Annotated in this window: 15 protein-coding genes; 9 read left to right on the top strand and 6 right to left on the bottom strand. The window is 64.7% G+C overall.

All coding sequences use genetic code 11. The features are described from left to right. The 5 genes from sucC to CK218_RS08480 all read right to left on the bottom strand — a co-directional run bounded on the left by sucC (window position 1) and on the right by CK218_RS08480 (window position 5,043). Window positions 1–1,194, bottom strand: a complete 1,194-nt coding sequence (gene sucC, locus CK218_RS08460; RefSeq protein ID WP_066991715.1) for an ADP-forming succinate--CoA ligase subunit beta — start codon at window positions 1,192–1,194, stop codon at window positions 1–3. Between the two features lie 25 nt (window positions 1,195–1,219). Beyond that, window positions 1,220–2,188 (bottom strand): malate dehydrogenase, encoded by a 969-nt coding sequence (mdh, locus tag CK218_RS08465; protein WP_040996351.1) that lies wholly within the window; start codon window positions 2,186–2,188, stop codon window positions 1,220–1,222. A gap of 404 nt (window positions 2,189–2,592) precedes the next feature. Continuing rightward, window positions 2,593–3,789 carry a cell division protein ZapE gene (gene zapE / locus CK218_RS08470; protein WP_095827416.1) on the bottom strand — a complete coding sequence of 399 codons (1,197 nt, stop codon included), beginning with the start codon at window positions 3,787–3,789 and terminating at the stop codon, window positions 2,593–2,595. A gap of 78 nt (window positions 3,790–3,867) precedes the next feature. After that, a complete protein-coding gene (locus CK218_RS08475) occupies window positions 3,868–4,407 on the bottom strand; it encodes a protease inhibitor Inh/omp19 family protein (RefSeq protein WP_095779966.1) in 540 nt (179 codons plus the stop codon). Window positions 4,408–4,599: 192 nt separating this feature from the next. Continuing rightward, window positions 4,600–5,043, bottom strand: a complete 444-nt coding sequence (locus CK218_RS08480) for a hypothetical protein (RefSeq protein WP_245434947.1) — start codon at window positions 5,041–5,043, stop codon at window positions 4,600–4,602. A 133-nt stretch (window positions 5,044–5,176) separates the two neighbouring features. On the opposite strand from CK218_RS08480, the gene CK218_RS08485 reads away from it, so the two are divergent. From CK218_RS08485 to CK218_RS08520, 8 genes are all read left to right on the top strand, one after another. Further along, window positions 5,177–6,190 carry an MBL fold metallo-hydrolase gene (locus CK218_RS08485; protein ID WP_095782739.1) on the top strand — a complete coding sequence of 338 codons (1,014 nt, stop codon included), beginning with the start codon at window positions 5,177–5,179 and terminating at the stop codon, window positions 6,188–6,190. A 59-nt stretch (window positions 6,191–6,249) separates the two neighbouring features. Continuing rightward, entirely contained in the window at window positions 6,250–6,411 is a 162-nt protein-coding gene (locus CK218_RS08490) for a DUF1328 family protein (protein WP_066991727.1), read from the top strand. A 116-nt stretch (window positions 6,412–6,527) separates the two neighbouring features. After that, window positions 6,528–7,412, top strand: coding sequence for a diaminopimelate epimerase (gene dapF, locus CK218_RS08495; RefSeq protein WP_095827417.1), 885 nt, complete (start codon window positions 6,528–6,530; stop codon window positions 7,410–7,412). Next, the gene (gene mtaB, locus CK218_RS08500; RefSeq protein ID WP_095827418.1) at window positions 7,412–8,740 is read left to right on the top strand and encodes a tRNA (N(6)-L-threonylcarbamoyladenosine(37)-C(2))-methylthiotransferase MtaB; all 1,329 of its coding nucleotides are present in this window, start codon (window positions 7,412–7,414) and stop codon (window positions 8,738–8,740) included. Before dapF ends, mtaB begins: the two co-directional genes overlap by 1 nt. Window positions 8,741–8,753: 13 nt before the next feature. Further along, window positions 8,754–10,664: a signal recognition particle-docking protein FtsY gene (ftsY, locus tag CK218_RS08505; RefSeq protein WP_095827419.1), complete on the top strand. Its 1,911-nt coding sequence runs from the start codon at window positions 8,754–8,756 to the stop codon at window positions 10,662–10,664. Window positions 10,665–10,706: 42 nt separating this feature from the next. Beyond that, window positions 10,707–11,372 carry a septation protein A gene (locus CK218_RS08510; RefSeq protein ID WP_095779961.1) on the top strand — a complete coding sequence of 222 codons (666 nt, stop codon included), beginning with the start codon at window positions 10,707–10,709 and terminating at the stop codon, window positions 11,370–11,372. Window positions 11,373–11,396: 24 nt separating this feature from the next. Then, the gene (locus CK218_RS08515; RefSeq protein WP_066991742.1) at window positions 11,397–12,017 is read left to right on the top strand and encodes a pyridoxamine 5'-phosphate oxidase family protein; all 621 of its coding nucleotides are present in this window, start codon (window positions 11,397–11,399) and stop codon (window positions 12,015–12,017) included. A gap of 40 nt (window positions 12,018–12,057) precedes the next feature. Then, a complete protein-coding gene (locus tag CK218_RS08520; RefSeq protein WP_095827420.1) occupies window positions 12,058–12,591 on the top strand; it encodes an NADPH-dependent FMN reductase in 534 nt (177 codons plus the stop codon). Window positions 12,592–12,603: 12 nt separating this feature from the next. On the opposite strand, the gene CK218_RS08525 is transcribed toward CK218_RS08520, so the two are convergent. Next, a complete protein-coding gene (locus CK218_RS08525; RefSeq protein ID WP_095827421.1) occupies window positions 12,604–13,521 on the bottom strand; it encodes an SMP-30/gluconolactonase/LRE family protein in 918 nt (305 codons plus the stop codon). A gap of 229 nt (window positions 13,522–13,750) precedes the next feature. Between CK218_RS08525 and CK218_RS08530 the strand changes: the two genes are divergently transcribed. Next, complete coding sequence (locus CK218_RS08530) at window positions 13,751–13,918, top strand: hypothetical protein (protein WP_082953829.1); 168 nt, start codon at window positions 13,751–13,753, stop codon at window positions 13,916–13,918. Window positions 13,919–13,963: the final 45 nt, after the last annotated feature.

Consider the following 13,963-nt stretch of genomic DNA (forward strand, 5'->3'; position numbering starts at 1 on the left):
TTAGCCCTTCACCGCCTTGACGATCTTCTTGGCCGCGTCGTCGAGATCGTCTGCCGAGACGACGTTCAAGCCGCTTTCGTTGATGATCTTCTTGCCGAGCTCGGCATTAGTGCCTTCCAGCCGCACGACCAGCGGCACCTTCAGCCCGACTTCCTTGACCGCGGCGATCACGCCCTCGGCGATGACATCGCACTTCATGATGCCGCCGAAGATGTTGATCAGGATGCCTTCGACCGCCGGATCCTTGGTGATGATCTTGAAGGCCGCCGTCACCTTCTCCTTCGAGGCACCGCCGCCGACATCGAGGAAGTTGGCCGGCTCGGCGCCGTAGAGCTTGATGATGTCCATCGTCGCCATGGCGAGGCCGGCGCCGTTGACCATGCAGCCGATATTGCCGTCGAGCGCGACATAGGCGAGGTCGTATTTCGACGCCTCGATCTCCTTCTCGTCCTCTTCGGTGGTGTCGCGCAGCTCCATCACGTCGGGATGGCGGAAGAGAGCGTTGTTGTCGAACGACACCTTGGCGTCCAGCACGCGCAGCCGGCCGTTCTTCATGACGATCAGCGGATTGACCTCGAGCAGGCTCATGTCCTTCTCGACGAAGGCCCTGTAGAGCAGCGGGAACAGCGTGCCGCCGTCTTGCGCCGCATCGCCGTCGAGCTTCAGCGCGGCGTTGAGCTTCTTCACATCATCGGCCGTCACGCCCTTTTCCGGATCGATGGCGACGGTGAGGATCTTCTCCGGCGTATCATGCGCGACCGCCTCGATATCCATGCCGCCCTCGGTCGAGACGACGAAGGCGATGCGCCCGACGGAACGGTCCACCAGGACCGACAGATAGAGCTCACGGTCGATATCGGCGCCGTCCTCGATATAGAGGCGATTGACCTGCTTGCCGGCGGGTCCGGTCTGCTTGGTGACCAGCGTATGACCGAGCATTTCGTTGGCGTTGGCGACCACTTCCGCCGCCGACTTCGCCAGTCGAACGCCGCCCTTGGCGTCGGCAGGCAGTTCCTTGAACTTGCCCTTGCCGCGACCGCCGGCATGGATCTGGCTCTTCACCACATAGAGCGGGCCGGGCAGCGTCTTGGCGGCGGCTTCCGCCTCGCTTGCCTTGAACACCGGGACGCCGCTTGCGACGGGCGCGCCGAACGACTTCAGCAGCGCCTTGGCCTGATATTCATGGATGTTCATGCGCTTGGTCTCCGGAGAGGGACGATTACTTGCCGGCGAGATGCGGGGCGATCTTGGTGCAGGCCTCGGTGAGGCCCTGCACGGCCGCCACCGAATTGTCGAACATCTTCTGCTCGGCCTTGGAGAGGTCAATCTCGATGACGCGCTCGACACCGCCGGCGCCGATCACCACCGGGACGCCGACATAGGTCCCCTTGACGCCGTACTGACCGGACAGGTGCGCCGCGCAGGGCAGCACGCGCTTCTTGTCTTTCAGGTACGATTCCGCCATCGCGATGGCCGAGGCCGCCGGCGCGTAATAGGCTGAGCCGGTCTTCAAGAGGCCGACGATCTCGGCGCCGCCGTCGCGGGTGCGCTGCACGATCTGGTCGAGCTTCTCCTTGGAGGTCCAGCCCATCTTGACGAGGTCGGGCAGCGGGATCCCCGACACGGTCGAATAGCGGATCATCGGCACCATCGAGTCGCCATGGCCGCCGAGCACGAAGGCGGTGACGTCCTCGACCGAGACCTTGAACTCTTCCGCCAGGAAGTAGCGGAAGCGGGCGCTGTCCAGCACGCCGGCCATGCCGACGACATGGCTGGTCGGCAGGCCCGAAAACTTCTGCAGCGCCCAGACCATGGCATCGAGCGGGTTGGTGATGCAGATGACGAACGCCTTCGGCGCGTATTTCTTGAGACCCGCGCCGACCTGTTCCATGACCTTGAGATTGATGCCGAGAAGATCGTCGCGGCTCATGCCAGGCTTGCGCGGGACGCCGGCGGTGACGATGCAGACATCCGCGCCCTCGATGCCGGCATAGTCGTTGACGCCTGTCAGTCTGGAGTCGAATCCGTCGACCGGCGAGGACTGGGCGATGTCGAGACCCTTGCCCTGCGGAATGCCCTCGGCGATGTCGAACAGCACCACGTCGCCGAGATCCTTCAGGCCGATCATATGGGCGAGCGTGCCGCCGATCATGCCCGAGCCGATGAGCGCTATCTTGTTGCGTGCCATGTCAGGATGTTTTCCCTTTGTCTGTGACGGTGCCGTGACGGGGGCCGGGGGCCGGAAGGAATGCGGGAAACCGCGGGATTTCGCCGAACCCAATAGCTCCGGCATGGAGAAAATTCAAACGGTTATTTTGCGCCCAGTGTTTTCAATCGGTTAGATGCATTGGGAATTACGTAAACGTCAAAATTTTCGAGCTAACTGAACAGAATTTATACAATAAACGATGAAATCAGAAGGCTTTCATCCCGGCGATGACGCCGTTGTGATTTTAGGAGGGGCGGACAGAGCCAAGTGGGGCGGCTGAGCGGTTCGGGAGGTGCCCATTCAAGCGAGGAAGTGCTTATCGCTTGCTCATCCCAGGTCTTGGCTCCGCGGGTCGCTCCGCCTAGGACTGGACGCGGCTACGTTCACGCCTGCCGCGCCTCCGCGGGCTCCGACCCGACTTGCCGCCTCTCCGCCCAGCCTTTCAGCCAGTCGCGGCTCTGCATTTCGATCAGCCGCGAGGCGGTGCGCTCGAATTCGAAGACTTCCGTGCCGCGCCTGGCGGTGTAGAGCCCCTCGGGGGGCGCCGCGGCGCTCACAACCAGCCGCATGTGGTGATCGTAAAGCGTGTCGATGAGCAGAATAAAACGCTTGGCTTCGTTGCGCTTGCCTTCGCCGAGCACCGGCACATGGTCGATGAAGACGGTCGCGAAGCGGTCGGCGATGGCCAGATAGTCGCGCGCGCCGAGCGGCTTTTCGCAGAGATCGGCGAAGGAGAAACGGGCGGCATCGCCGGCAGCGCGCGGCACCCCGAGTTGACGCCCTTTCAGCGTCAGTGTCATCGCCTCGGTCGGCCTGCCATGTGTCATCGTCTTCCAAGCGTCGTCCAGCGCGCGGTCGGCCGCGGCGTCGGCCGGCGTGACATAGATTGGCAGGCGGTTGAGCTTTTCCTGCCGGTAGTCCTTTTCGGCATCCAGCGTCAGCACATGCGCATTGCGTTCGAGCAGGCCGATGAAGGGCAGGAAAAGCTGCCGGTTGAGGCCGTCTCGATAAAGGTCATGAGGCCCGACGTTGGAGGTGGCGACCAGCACGACGCCTTTGGAAAACAGCGCCGAGAACAGGCGCGACAGGATCATGGCATCGGCAATGTCGGTGACCGAAAACTCGTCGAAGCACAGCACCCAGGCCTCCTCGGCCAGCGCCCGCGCCACCGGCGGGATCGGATCGTCTTCCTTGACATCGCCGTTCTTGCGCGCCGCCCGGTGTTTTTGGATGCGGTCCTGCACGTCGGCCATGAAATCGTTGAAATGGACGCGGCGCTTTCGCCTGACCGGCAGGAGATCGAAGAACATGTCCATCAGCATCGTCTTGCCGCGCCCGACGCCGCCATGGATGTAAAGGCCCTTGACGGCCTCGCGCGGCTTGTTGCTGCGCGCGAACAGCCAGCCCAGCGCGCTCGATTTCTGCGCCAGCCTTTTTGCGGAGATCTCGTCGGTCAGCCGGTCGAGCGCGGCGACGACGCGCTCTTGCGCCGGATCGCGTTCGACCACGCCGGTTTCCACCAGATGGTCGTAGCGCTGCCTGACGGTCGCATGCGTCTGAAGGCCGTCACGCAGGTGCATAGGTCACGTCGTTCTCGGGCAATTTCGGAAAGCGGCTTGCCGTCCGAAACTGCGTGAAACAATAGGGAAAGGTCCAGCCTACCTTGTAAGCGAGATCGGCTGGCCGTTGGAAGTCTGGCCGTCGAACTTTTCGCCACCGGAGGAATAGAGCCTGGCCAGCGTGCCGCCGTTTTCGTCGTAGAGCGTCAGCTGCTTGCCGGCGACATTCCACGACTTGATGCCGTCGATCGGAGCCGGGCAATGCAGCGGACCGGCGCGGTAGCCGGCGCCGAACTTGGTCTGCGGCGTCGCCACTTTGCAGCTCTGGCCGGAGACACTGACATTCCAGACGCCGGCGACGCTGGCCGCGGTCAGGTCCGCGGCGCCCGTGGGCGCCGAACCGTCCGGCGGCAGAGAAGCCATCTGACTGTTCTTCGGCGCGGTGGGGAATTGCGACGGGTCGGTGGTGCCCGGAGCAGCCGGTGGCGGCAGCTGGTTCTGCGTCACCGTGCCGGAGGGCGCCGGCGTGAGCGGCGCCGGCTGCTGATCGTCCATCGATGAGAAGCGCGAGGTCGAGCAGCCGCTTGCAACGAGCGCGGCCAGCGATACGGCCAAAAGGCCAGTCTTCGAAAAAGTCATTCCAACCTCCGTCGGATCCGGTGGGGGGGCGCCGTCCGCGTAAACACTCGCTTCACCAAGATGGCGAAGGTGGCAGAATTTCAACCCGATATGGTTAAAATAGGGTTTTCGGAGCTGGTGTTGCAAATTTGTCGCGACGGCCTTCCTCACCGGGGCGCCAACTGCGAAGTTGGACCGTAACCTGTTGAAATGTCAGGCTTGCAGCCGCGCGCTGGGCACGAAGACATACCCGTCCGGACCAACGATATGGCATTCGCGCAGGCCATGCGGCTTGTCGATCGAGCCGGCCAGCACGATGTGGCCGTGTGCTGCCGCCTTTTTTTCGACCGCATCCGGATCGGCGCCATAGAGGCGCAGCTCGATGCCGGCGCCACGCGTTTCGGCTCCGGCAAAGACGCCGGTCATCGGATTGTCGAGATAGGAATGGTCGGCATGCAGCATCAAGATCGAGCCGAGCAGCTCGATGGCCGCGAAATCCTCGTCGGCATAGATGATGCGCGCGCCTAGCACATCGCGGCAGAAAGCCTCCATCGCCGCCATGTCGGTGACAAGCAAGTTGACGCCCAGCCCATGCGGCAGCGAGCGGCCGAAATCATCGGCCTTCATCCACGGTGTCCCGGTCCGTTTCTTGGCCACGGTCTTGTCCCTCCACATCGTCGATCCTAGTCGAAGCCGACCGTTGGCCCTTGGCATTCCCCCAGCAAAATGCTTGCGCCAGGCGGCGGCGTCCTTATTTCAGGACAAGCGACAGGGAGTGGGCGGAGAAACGATGGCCGCAGGAACAAGAGCAGCCAACCGCTACTATAGCGGCCCACTCAGCGATCATTTCGACGGCAGCCTCTTTTTCAATCCCGACGGCAGGCCGCCGGCGCGCTTCACCGATTTGCTGAAATGGCAATTGAGCGGTGGGCGCTCGAAATGGCCGGCGGCCTGGCCGAGCCCATATCCCCAGGCGAAGCCCGAACAACGGATCGACGGCGCCGCGCTTCGGCTCACCATGGTGGGTCACGCCTCGCTGCTCATCCAGACAGCCGGCCTGAACATCCTGACCGACCCGGTTTGGTCCGAGCGTGCCTCGCCTTTCGGCTTCGCCGGACCGAAGCGGGTCAACGCGCCGGGCATCGCCTTTTCCGACTTGCCGCCGATCGACCTGGTGCTGCTCAGTCACAACCACTACGACCATCTCGACCTCGCGACCCTCAAGCGGCTGAAGCAAAGCCACGACCCGATGGTGATCACGCCGCTCGGCAACGATGCGATCATCGGCACTGCCGTGCCCGGCATGCGAGTGTCGGTACATGATTGGGGCGACAGCGTCGAAGTCGCCAGCGGCGGCATCATCCACATCGAGCCGGTGCATCACTGGTCGGCGCGCGGCGGGCGCGACCGCCGCATGGCGCTGTGGGCGGGCTTCGTCGTCGATACGGCGGGCGGCAAGGTCTATTTCGCCGGCGACACCGGCTTCCATGGCGGCACCAACTACCGCCGAATGGCGGAAAGGCATGGCGGGTTTCGGCTGGCCATCCTGCCGATCGGCGCCTATGAGCCGCGCTGGTTCATGGCCCCGCAGCACCAGAATCCGGCGGAAGCCGTCCAGGGCATGAGGCTGTGCGGCGCCGTCCATGCTGCCGGCTGCCACTGGGGCACCTTTCAGCTCACCGACGAACCGATCGAGGAGCCGGCGCAGAAGCTCGCCGAGGCATTGGCGGCCGAAGGCATTTCGCCGGAGCGTTTTCGCGCCATGCGCCCGGGCGAAGCATGGGATGTGCCGCCGCCTGGCTAAGGAACCCAGCCCGGGCAAACGCGTTGGTTGCACAACGCAAATCCGCCTCGGAGCCTTCCATGATCAAGTGGATCATCATCCTTCTTATCGTTGCCGCTGCGGCAAGCCTGCTTGGCATGCCCGCGCTGGCCGGCGCCGCCGCCACAGGTGCCCGCATCCTGATCGGTATCGTGCTGATCATCTTCCTGCTGATCGTGCTCGGCGTCTTCGCCGTGACTTAGCCCGCATATTCGCCGCGGCAGGCCAGAGCCGCGTCCTGGCCGGGAGTCGCGTTGCACTGGTAATTCCCGCCCGTTTCCGCCATATAGCGCCAAACGGAATTGGAACGACCGGTTAGATGGCAGGCACTGCCCCATTCGCCAAGATGAACGGCATCGGCAACGAGATCATCGTCGCCGATATGCGCGGCCGTGCCGACAAGGTGACGGCAGCCGCGGCGATTGCCCTCAATGCCGACGCGGCGACCAAGTTCGATCAGATCATGGCGATCCATGATCCGCGCACGACCGGCACTGCTTATTACGTCGATATCTTGAATTCGGACGGCACCGGTGCGCAGGCCTGCGGCAATGGCATGCGCTGCGTCGTGCAGGCGCTTGCGGCCGAGACCGGCCAAAAGACCTTCACCTTCGAAACCCGCGCCGGCATTCTCAATGCTCAGGAACATGCCGACGGCTCGATCTCGGTCGATATGGGCAAGCCGCGTTTCGGCTGGCAGGAGATCCCGCTTGCCGAGGAGTTCCGCGACACCCGCATGGTTGAACTGCAGATCGGCCCGATCGATGCGCCGGTGCTGCATTCGCCTTCGGTCGTCTCGATGGGCAATCCGCACGCGATCTTCTGGGTCGACCGCGACGTCTGGTCCTACGAGCTCGACCGATTCGGTCCGCTGCTCGAGAATCATCCGATCTTTCCCGAGCGCGCCAACATCACCATCGCCCAGGTCACCTCGCCCGAGACGATGATCATCCGCACCTGGGAGCGCGGCGCGGGTCTCACCAAGGCCTGCGGCTCCGCGGCCTGCGCCGCCGTGGTGGCAGCCGCTCGCACCAAGCGCACCGGCCGCAGCGTGTCGCTGATCACGCCCGGCGGCGGCGAGCTCAATGTCGAGTGGCGCGACGACGATCACGTCATTTTGACCGGCGCCGCCGAATGGGAGTTTTCCGGCAGCTTCGACCCTTCGACCGGCGCCTGGGCCCGTGACACCGAAAGCGCCGCCTGATGTCCGCTCTTCAAAAGGGCCCGGCGCCCGAAGGGCCTATCGGCAACGGTATCGACGTCGTCACGTTCGGCTGCCGCCTCAACACCTATGAATCGGAGGTGATGCGCCGCGAGGCCGAGAGCGCCGGCCTCGGCGCGCTGGAAGGCGGCGCCGTCATCTTCAACACCTGCGCCGTCACCGCCGAAGCCGTGCGCCAGGCCAAGCAGGCGATCCGCAAGGCCCGTCGCGAGAACCCTGAAGCGCGCATCATCGTCACCGGCTGCGCCGCGCAGACCGAGCCGCAGAACTTCGTCGCCATGGACGAGGTAGACCTCGTGCTCGGCAATGAGGAGAAGCTCAAGGCGAACTCCTACCGCGCGCTGCCGGACTTCGGCGTCAACGATACCGAGAAGGCGCGCGTCAACGATATCTTCTCGGTGCGCGAGACGGCGAGCCACATGGTCGACGCCATCGAGGGCCGGGCGCGCGCCTTCGTGCAGGTGCAGAATGGCTGCGATCATCGCTGCACCTTCTGCATCATTCCTTACGGCCGCGGCAATTCGCGCTCGGTGCCGATGGGCGCCGTGGTCGAGCAGGTCAAGCGTCTCGCAGGCAACGGCTATGCCGAGATCGTGCTCACTGGCGTCGACATGACCAGCTTCGGCGCCGACCTGCCGGGCAGCCCGAAGCTTGGGAAGCTGGTGAAGACGATCCTGCGCCAGGTGCCCGAGGTGAAGCGCCTGAGGCTGTCGTCGATCGATTCCATAGAAGCCGACGACGAGCTGCTCGACGCGATTGCCACCGAGCCGCGGCTGATGCCGCATTTGCATTTGTCGCTGCAATCGGGCGACGACATGATCCTGAAGCGCATGAAGCGGCGGCATTTGCGCGATCAGTCGATCCGCTTCTGCGAGGACGTGCGGAAGCTGCGTCCCGGCATCGTCTTCGGAGCCGACATCATCGCCGGCTTCCCGACCGAGACCGAGGCGATGTTCAAAAACTCGGAGAACATCGTCGAGGAATGCGGCCTGACGCATCTTCACGTCTTCCCGTTCAGCCCGCGCGAGGGCACGCCCGCCGCGCGCATGCCGCAGCTGCGCCGCGAGGTGGTGAAAGAGCGCGCCGCACGGCTGCGCGCCGTCGGCGAGGCCGCCTATCGCCGCCATCTGGCCGCCCTTGCAGGCACGCGGCAGTCGATCCTGATCGAGCGCGACGGGCTCGGCCGCACCGAAGGTTTTACGCTTGCCGCGATTGGCGTTGGGCAGCCGGGTGAGATCGTCGAGGCGGTTGTCACCGGCCATGACGGCGCCCGGCTGATCGCGGCGCCGCTCGCCGCGCAAGCCGCCTGAGACTGCAAGACGTATGGCTGGTTTCTTCAAGAAGATATTTTCGTTCGGCAAGAAGGAAGTCGTCGAGGAGCGCGTCGACGAGACCGCGCCCCTGCCGCCGATCAAATGGGACGCGCTCGAGGCGCTGAAACCGGAAGCCGAGCAGGAGCCTGTGTCCCGCAGCGCCGACGCCGGCGCCAATCACCCTCGAGCTGCGCTCGGGACCTCCCCCATCGAGGGGGAGGCAGGACCTGCGCCACAACCGGTTCCCGAGGAGCCGAAGCCCGAACCCGCACCGGACATTCCGCCGGCGCCGGAACCCGTCATCCCGCCGGCACCGGAGCCGGTTGTTCCATCCGAGCCGGAGCCGCTGCCGCAGCCCCAGCCGGAAGAAGAGCCGCGGCCCGCCCCGGAGCAGCCGCAGCCGCCTGCACCCGAGGAAGTGCCCGCTCCGCCCGGACCTGCACCTGAGTCGGTGCCCGCGCCGGCACCGCAGGAGGTGCCTGCACCCGCGCCGGCCGAGCCGGAGATCGAGCCTTCGCGTCCGGAGCCGCAGCCGGTGCCGGGGCCCGTCGAAGTGCCGACGACGCCCAGCGAAGTCCCGGCCGAGGCGCCAGCGCCGATCGAAGTTCCACCGGGCGAGGCACCTTCTATCGAGCCATCTTTAGAGGTCGGCGCCGCGCCTCATCCGCCTGCCGGCACCTTCTCCCCGTATAGTGACGGGGAGAAGGAAGAAGCGCAAACGCCGACGCCCCCTTCTCCCCGTTCTTCACGGGGAGAGGATGAGGGTGAGGCGCAGCGTCAGCCTGCGGAGGATTTGCCGCCACCGGAGCCGGCTCCGCCAGCGGAAGCCCTGCCTCCCATTCGCCAGGCTGCGCCGGTCGAGCCGGGGCGGATCCTTGCCGAGATCGCGCCCGAGCCGGAAGCCGTCCCCGCGCCGCCGCCGACCCCCGCTGCCGGGAAGGTGACGGTCGCCAAAAAGGTCGAGCAGAAGGCCGAGCCGCAGAAGGCACCGGAGCCGGCCCCGCGACGCTCCTGGTTCCAGCGCATGCGCGACGGGCTTGCCCGTTCCTCGCGCGAGCTCACCGGCAACATCGCCGGCGTCTTCACCAAGCGCAAGCTGGACGAAGACACGCTGCAGGATCTGGAGGATGTGCTGATCCGCGCCGATCTTGGCGTCGAGACGGCGCTGCGCGTCACCGATTCTCTCGCCTCAAGCCGATACGGCAAGGACGTTTCCGACTCGGAGGTCCGCGCCGTGATGGCGGCGGAAGTCGAAAAAGTCCTGACCCCGGTCGCCAAGCCGCTCGAGCTCGATCTCAGCCACAAGCCGCATGTCATCCTGGTCGTGGGCGTCAACGGCACCGGCAAGACCACGACCATCGGCAAGCTGGCGGCCAAGCTGACCGAAGGCGGGCTTTCGGTCATGCTGGCGGCCGGCGACACGTTCCGCGCGGCCGCCATCGAGCAGCTGAAGATCTGGGGCGAACGCACGAAGTCGCCGGTCATCGCCACCAAGCTTGGCGCCGACGCCGCCGGCCTCGCCTACGATGCCTTCGAGAAGGCGAAGGAGGCAGGCTCCGACGTGCTGATCATCGATACGGCCGGCCGCCTGCAGAACAAGACCGAGCTGATGGCGGAGCTGGAAAAGATCGTGCGCGTGCTGGGCAAGCTCGATCCGGAGGCGCCGCACACCGTGCTGCAGACCGTCGACGCCACCACCGGTCAGAATGCGCTCAGCCAAGTCGAGATCTTCCGCAACGTCGCCGGCGTCAACGGCCTGGTGATGACCAAGCTGGACGGCACGGCGCGCGGCGGTATTCTGGTGGCGATCGCCGCCAAGCATAGATTGCCGGTCTATTTTATCGGCGTCGGCGAGCAGGTCGACGACCTCGAACCCTTCTCGGCCAGCGAATTCGCCAGAGCGATCGCCGGCGTTGCTTGAACGATCCCAAAAGCGCCGACTTTCGGGACAACAAGGACTTTCATGAACATCCTCGAACGCGACCCGTCCGACCCGCAGAAACAGAAGAAGGAGGGCATCAACCCGCCGCTCAAGCTGGTGCTCGAGCTCGGGCCGCTGCTGGTCTTCTTCTTCGCCAATGCGCGCGGCGAATGGCTGGCGCAGAAATTTCCGGCCTTGGCCGAGCTCGGCGGCCCGATCTTCGTCGCCACCGGCCTGTTCATGGCCGCCACCGCGTTGGCGCTGATCGCCTCGTGGCTGCTCACCCGCACCTTGCCGATCATGCCGCTGGTGTCGGGCGTCGTCGTCCTTATCTTCGGCGCGCTGACGCTCTATCTGCAGGACGACGTCTTCATCAAGATGAAGCCGACCATCGTCAACACGCTGTTCGGCGGCGTGCTGCTCGGCGGCCTTTTCTTCGGCAAGTCGCTGCTTGGCTATGTCTTCGACTCGGCTTTCAGCCTCGATGCCGAAGGCTGGCGCAAGCTCACCTTCCGCTGGGGCCTGTTCTTCCTCTTCCTGGCCCTCGTCAATGAAGTCGTGTGGCGGAATTTTTCAACCGATGCCTGGGTTACCTTCAAGGTCTGGGGCATCATGCCGATCACGCTTCTCTTCACCTTCAGCCAGATGCCGCTGATCATGCGCCACTCGCTGGAGGAAAAAGCCAAGGAAGAGCAGGCGAGTAAATAGAGCAGGTTCCGGGGAGGGGGCGGCATGGAATTCCTCACCACGCGCGATGAGCTGAGGACGATCTACAAGACGCCGCGGCCGACCGACGGGTCGATCCGCAAGGAACTCAAGGCGCTCGATGGCCACTGCCGTTCCTTCATCGGCAAGAGCCCATTCGTGCTGATCGGCTCCTCCGACGGCGCCGGCAATGCCGACGTGACCCCGAAGGGCGACAAGCCCGGCTTCACCGCCATCCTCGACAGTTCCACCATCGCCATCCCTGACCGTCCAGGCAACAACCGGCTGGACACGCTGGAAAACATCGTTCGTTACCCGTCGGTAGGGCTGCTCTTCCTCATTCCCGGCATGAACGAGACGCTGCGCGTCAACGGCGAAGCCCACATAACCATCGACGCCGGACTGCGCGCCCGCCTGGCCGTCGACGGCAAGGAGCCGCTGAGCGTCATCGTGGTGACGGTCAAGGCGGCTTACATGCACTGCGCCAAGGCCTTTATGCGCTCCGAGCTGTGGGAGCCGGAGACCTGGTATGACCGCGCGAGCCTGCCGACGCTCGGCCAGATCATCCGCGACCAGCTGGCGCTTACAGAGAGCGCCGGCGAGATCGACCGCGAACTGGACGACGATTACCGGCAGACCATGTGGTAGGCTCCCGGGCACGATTCGTCCGAACCGCCCCGTCACACCCTTGCTGAACCTCCTCGCCATATCCGGCAGCCTGCGCGCCGCCTCGACCAATTCGGCCCTTGTCGCGGCGCTTGCCGCCAACGTGCCCGCGGATTGCCGCGTCACCGTCTATGACGGGCTCGGCCGCTTGCCGATCTTCAACCCGGATGAAGAGGGCGAGCGCACGCCGTGTGAGGCAAGATACCTGATCGAGGCCGTCACCCGCGCCGATGGCGTCATCGTCTCCTGTCCCGAATACGCCCATGGCGTGCCGGGCGGCATGAAGAACGCGCTCGACTGGCTGGTGTCGCGCGACGCCGCCGTCGGCAAGCCGGCGTTGCTGGTGCACGCCTCGCCGCGCTCGCTCTTTGCCCGCGCCGCCCTTGCCGAGATCATGCGCACGATGTCCTTCGCGCTTCACGAAGAGACCGCGCTGGAGATCGCGCTGCTCGGCAAGAAGCCGCCGGAGGTGGAAGAAATCCTGGCTGAGCCGACCAGTCGGCAGGCGATGCGCGACGCGGTTCGGGCTTTCGCCGGCTTTATCCGCGGCCGCTGACGCCGTTGCCGGTCAATAGGTCTTCGCCCCATTCACCATCAGCCAGACCACATAGAGCGAGCTGGTGCCGCAGATGTAGAGGCGGTTGCGCTTGGCGCCGCCGAAGACGCAATTGGCGACGACTTCCGGCACTTTGATCTTGCCGATCAGCGTGCCGTCCGGATCGTAGCAATGGATGCCGTCGGCGGCGCTCGTCCAGATGCGCCCGCTTTCGTCCAGCCGGAAGCCGTCGAACAGGCCGGCCGTGCAGTCGGCGAAGACCTTGCCGCCCGAGACCTTCTTGCCGGCCTTGCCGACATTGAAGACGCGGATATGCGCGGGGTTCTTGGCGCCATGGGTGCGGCCCGTGTCGGCGACATAGAGCAGGCTTTCATCGAGCGAGAAGGCGAGCCCATTGGGCCTGACCATGTCGGTGATGACGGCGTCGATCTCGCCCGTGCCGGGGTCGACGCGGTAGACATTGCAGGCGCCGATCTCGCTCTCGGCGTGGTCGCCTTCATAATCGCTGTCGATGCCGTAGGCCGGATCGGTGAACCAGATCGAGCCGTCGGAACGGACGACGACGTCGTTGGGCGAGTTGAGCCGCTTGCCGTGCCATTTGTCGGCGATTGTGGTGACCGAACCGTCATGCTCGGTGCGGCTGACGCGGCGGCCCGAATGCTCGCAGGTGATCAGCCGGCCCTGCCGGTCGACGGTGTTGCCGTTGGAATTGCCGGACGGCTGGCGGAAGACGCTGACGCTGCCATCGGTTTCATCGTAGCGCAGCATGCGGTTGTTGGGGATGTCGGACCAGACGAGGTAGCGGCCGGCGGCGAACCAGGCAGGGCCTTCCGCCCAGCGGCACCCGGTGAACAGCTTCTCTACCCGCTCATTGGCGTTGAACAGCCGCGAGAAACGCGGATCGAGAAGTTCATAGTCAGCGGCCGTCATGCTTTCCCTCCCGGCAATCAAAAGACGCGCGATCAAGCCAGCACACAGCGGAGAAGGCAAGATCGCCGATGCCTCTCACGGCATGTTGACGCGTGGAGGGGCTAAGACGCCATTAACCGGCTATGCGCTGCTTGCAATGGTGCATTGCAACATCTTTCTTTTGCAATGCACCATTCCTATGTCATTCTCGCAATCGATCAGGGAGGAATAACTCAGAAGGAACCTCGTCATGATCTTCGACAACCTCGTCACCCGCGCTCGCACCAACCTCGCCAAGCGCCGCCACTACAATCGTCTCGTCGCAGAAATCGAGAACCTGTCGAGCCGCGATCTCGCCGATCTGCGTGCCGACCGCTCCGAGATGCTCTACCAGATCCACAAGCAGATTTACGGTTGAGTCCGAGGCCGGTCGAGCCGGCCTTTGCGCCGCGTCGCTTCGCTC

The sequence above is a fragment of the Mesorhizobium sp. WSM3879 genome (genome assembly GCF_002294915.1).
Lineage (GTDB): Bacteria > Pseudomonadota > Alphaproteobacteria > Rhizobiales > Rhizobiaceae > Mesorhizobium.

Bases quoted from the DNA above. Each gene is read 5' to 3' on its own strand.
- dapF (WP_095827417.1), top strand. From the start codon at position 6,528: ATGGCAGGCACTGCCCCATTCGCCAAGATGAACGGCATCGGCAACGAG.
- CK218_RS08525 (WP_095827421.1), bottom strand. From the start codon at position 13,521: ATGACGGCCGCTGACTATGAACTTCTCGATCCGCGTTTCTCGCGGCTG.
- CK218_RS08530 (WP_082953829.1), top strand. From the start codon at position 13,751: ATGATCTTCGACAACCTCGTCACCCGCGCTCGCACCAACCTCGCCAAG.
- mdh (WP_040996351.1), bottom strand. From the start codon at position 2,188: ATGGCACGCAACAAGATAGCGCTCATCGGCTCGGGCATGATCGGCGGC.
- CK218_RS08510 (WP_095779961.1), top strand. From the start codon at position 10,707: ATGAACATCCTCGAACGCGACCCGTCCGACCCGCAGAAACAGAAGAAG.
- zapE (WP_095827416.1), bottom strand. From the start codon at position 3,789: ATGCACCTGCGTGACGGCCTTCAGACGCATGCGACCGTCAGGCAGCGC.
- CK218_RS08490 (WP_066991727.1), top strand. From the start codon at position 6,250: ATGATCAAGTGGATCATCATCCTTCTTATCGTTGCCGCTGCGGCAAGC.
- ftsY (WP_095827419.1), top strand. From the start codon at position 8,754: ATGGCTGGTTTCTTCAAGAAGATATTTTCGTTCGGCAAGAAGGAAGTC.
- CK218_RS08515 (WP_066991742.1), top strand. From the start codon at position 11,397: ATGGAATTCCTCACCACGCGCGATGAGCTGAGGACGATCTACAAGACG.
- sucC (WP_066991715.1), bottom strand. From the start codon at position 1,194: ATGAACATCCATGAATATCAGGCCAAGGCGCTGCTGAAGTCGTTCGGC.
- CK218_RS08485 (WP_095782739.1), top strand. From the start codon at position 5,177: ATGGCCGCAGGAACAAGAGCAGCCAACCGCTACTATAGCGGCCCACTC.
- CK218_RS08475 (WP_095779966.1), bottom strand. From the start codon at position 4,407: ATGACTTTTTCGAAGACTGGCCTTTTGGCCGTATCGCTGGCCGCGCTC.
- mtaB (WP_095827418.1), top strand. From the start codon at position 7,412: ATGTCCGCTCTTCAAAAGGGCCCGGCGCCCGAAGGGCCTATCGGCAAC.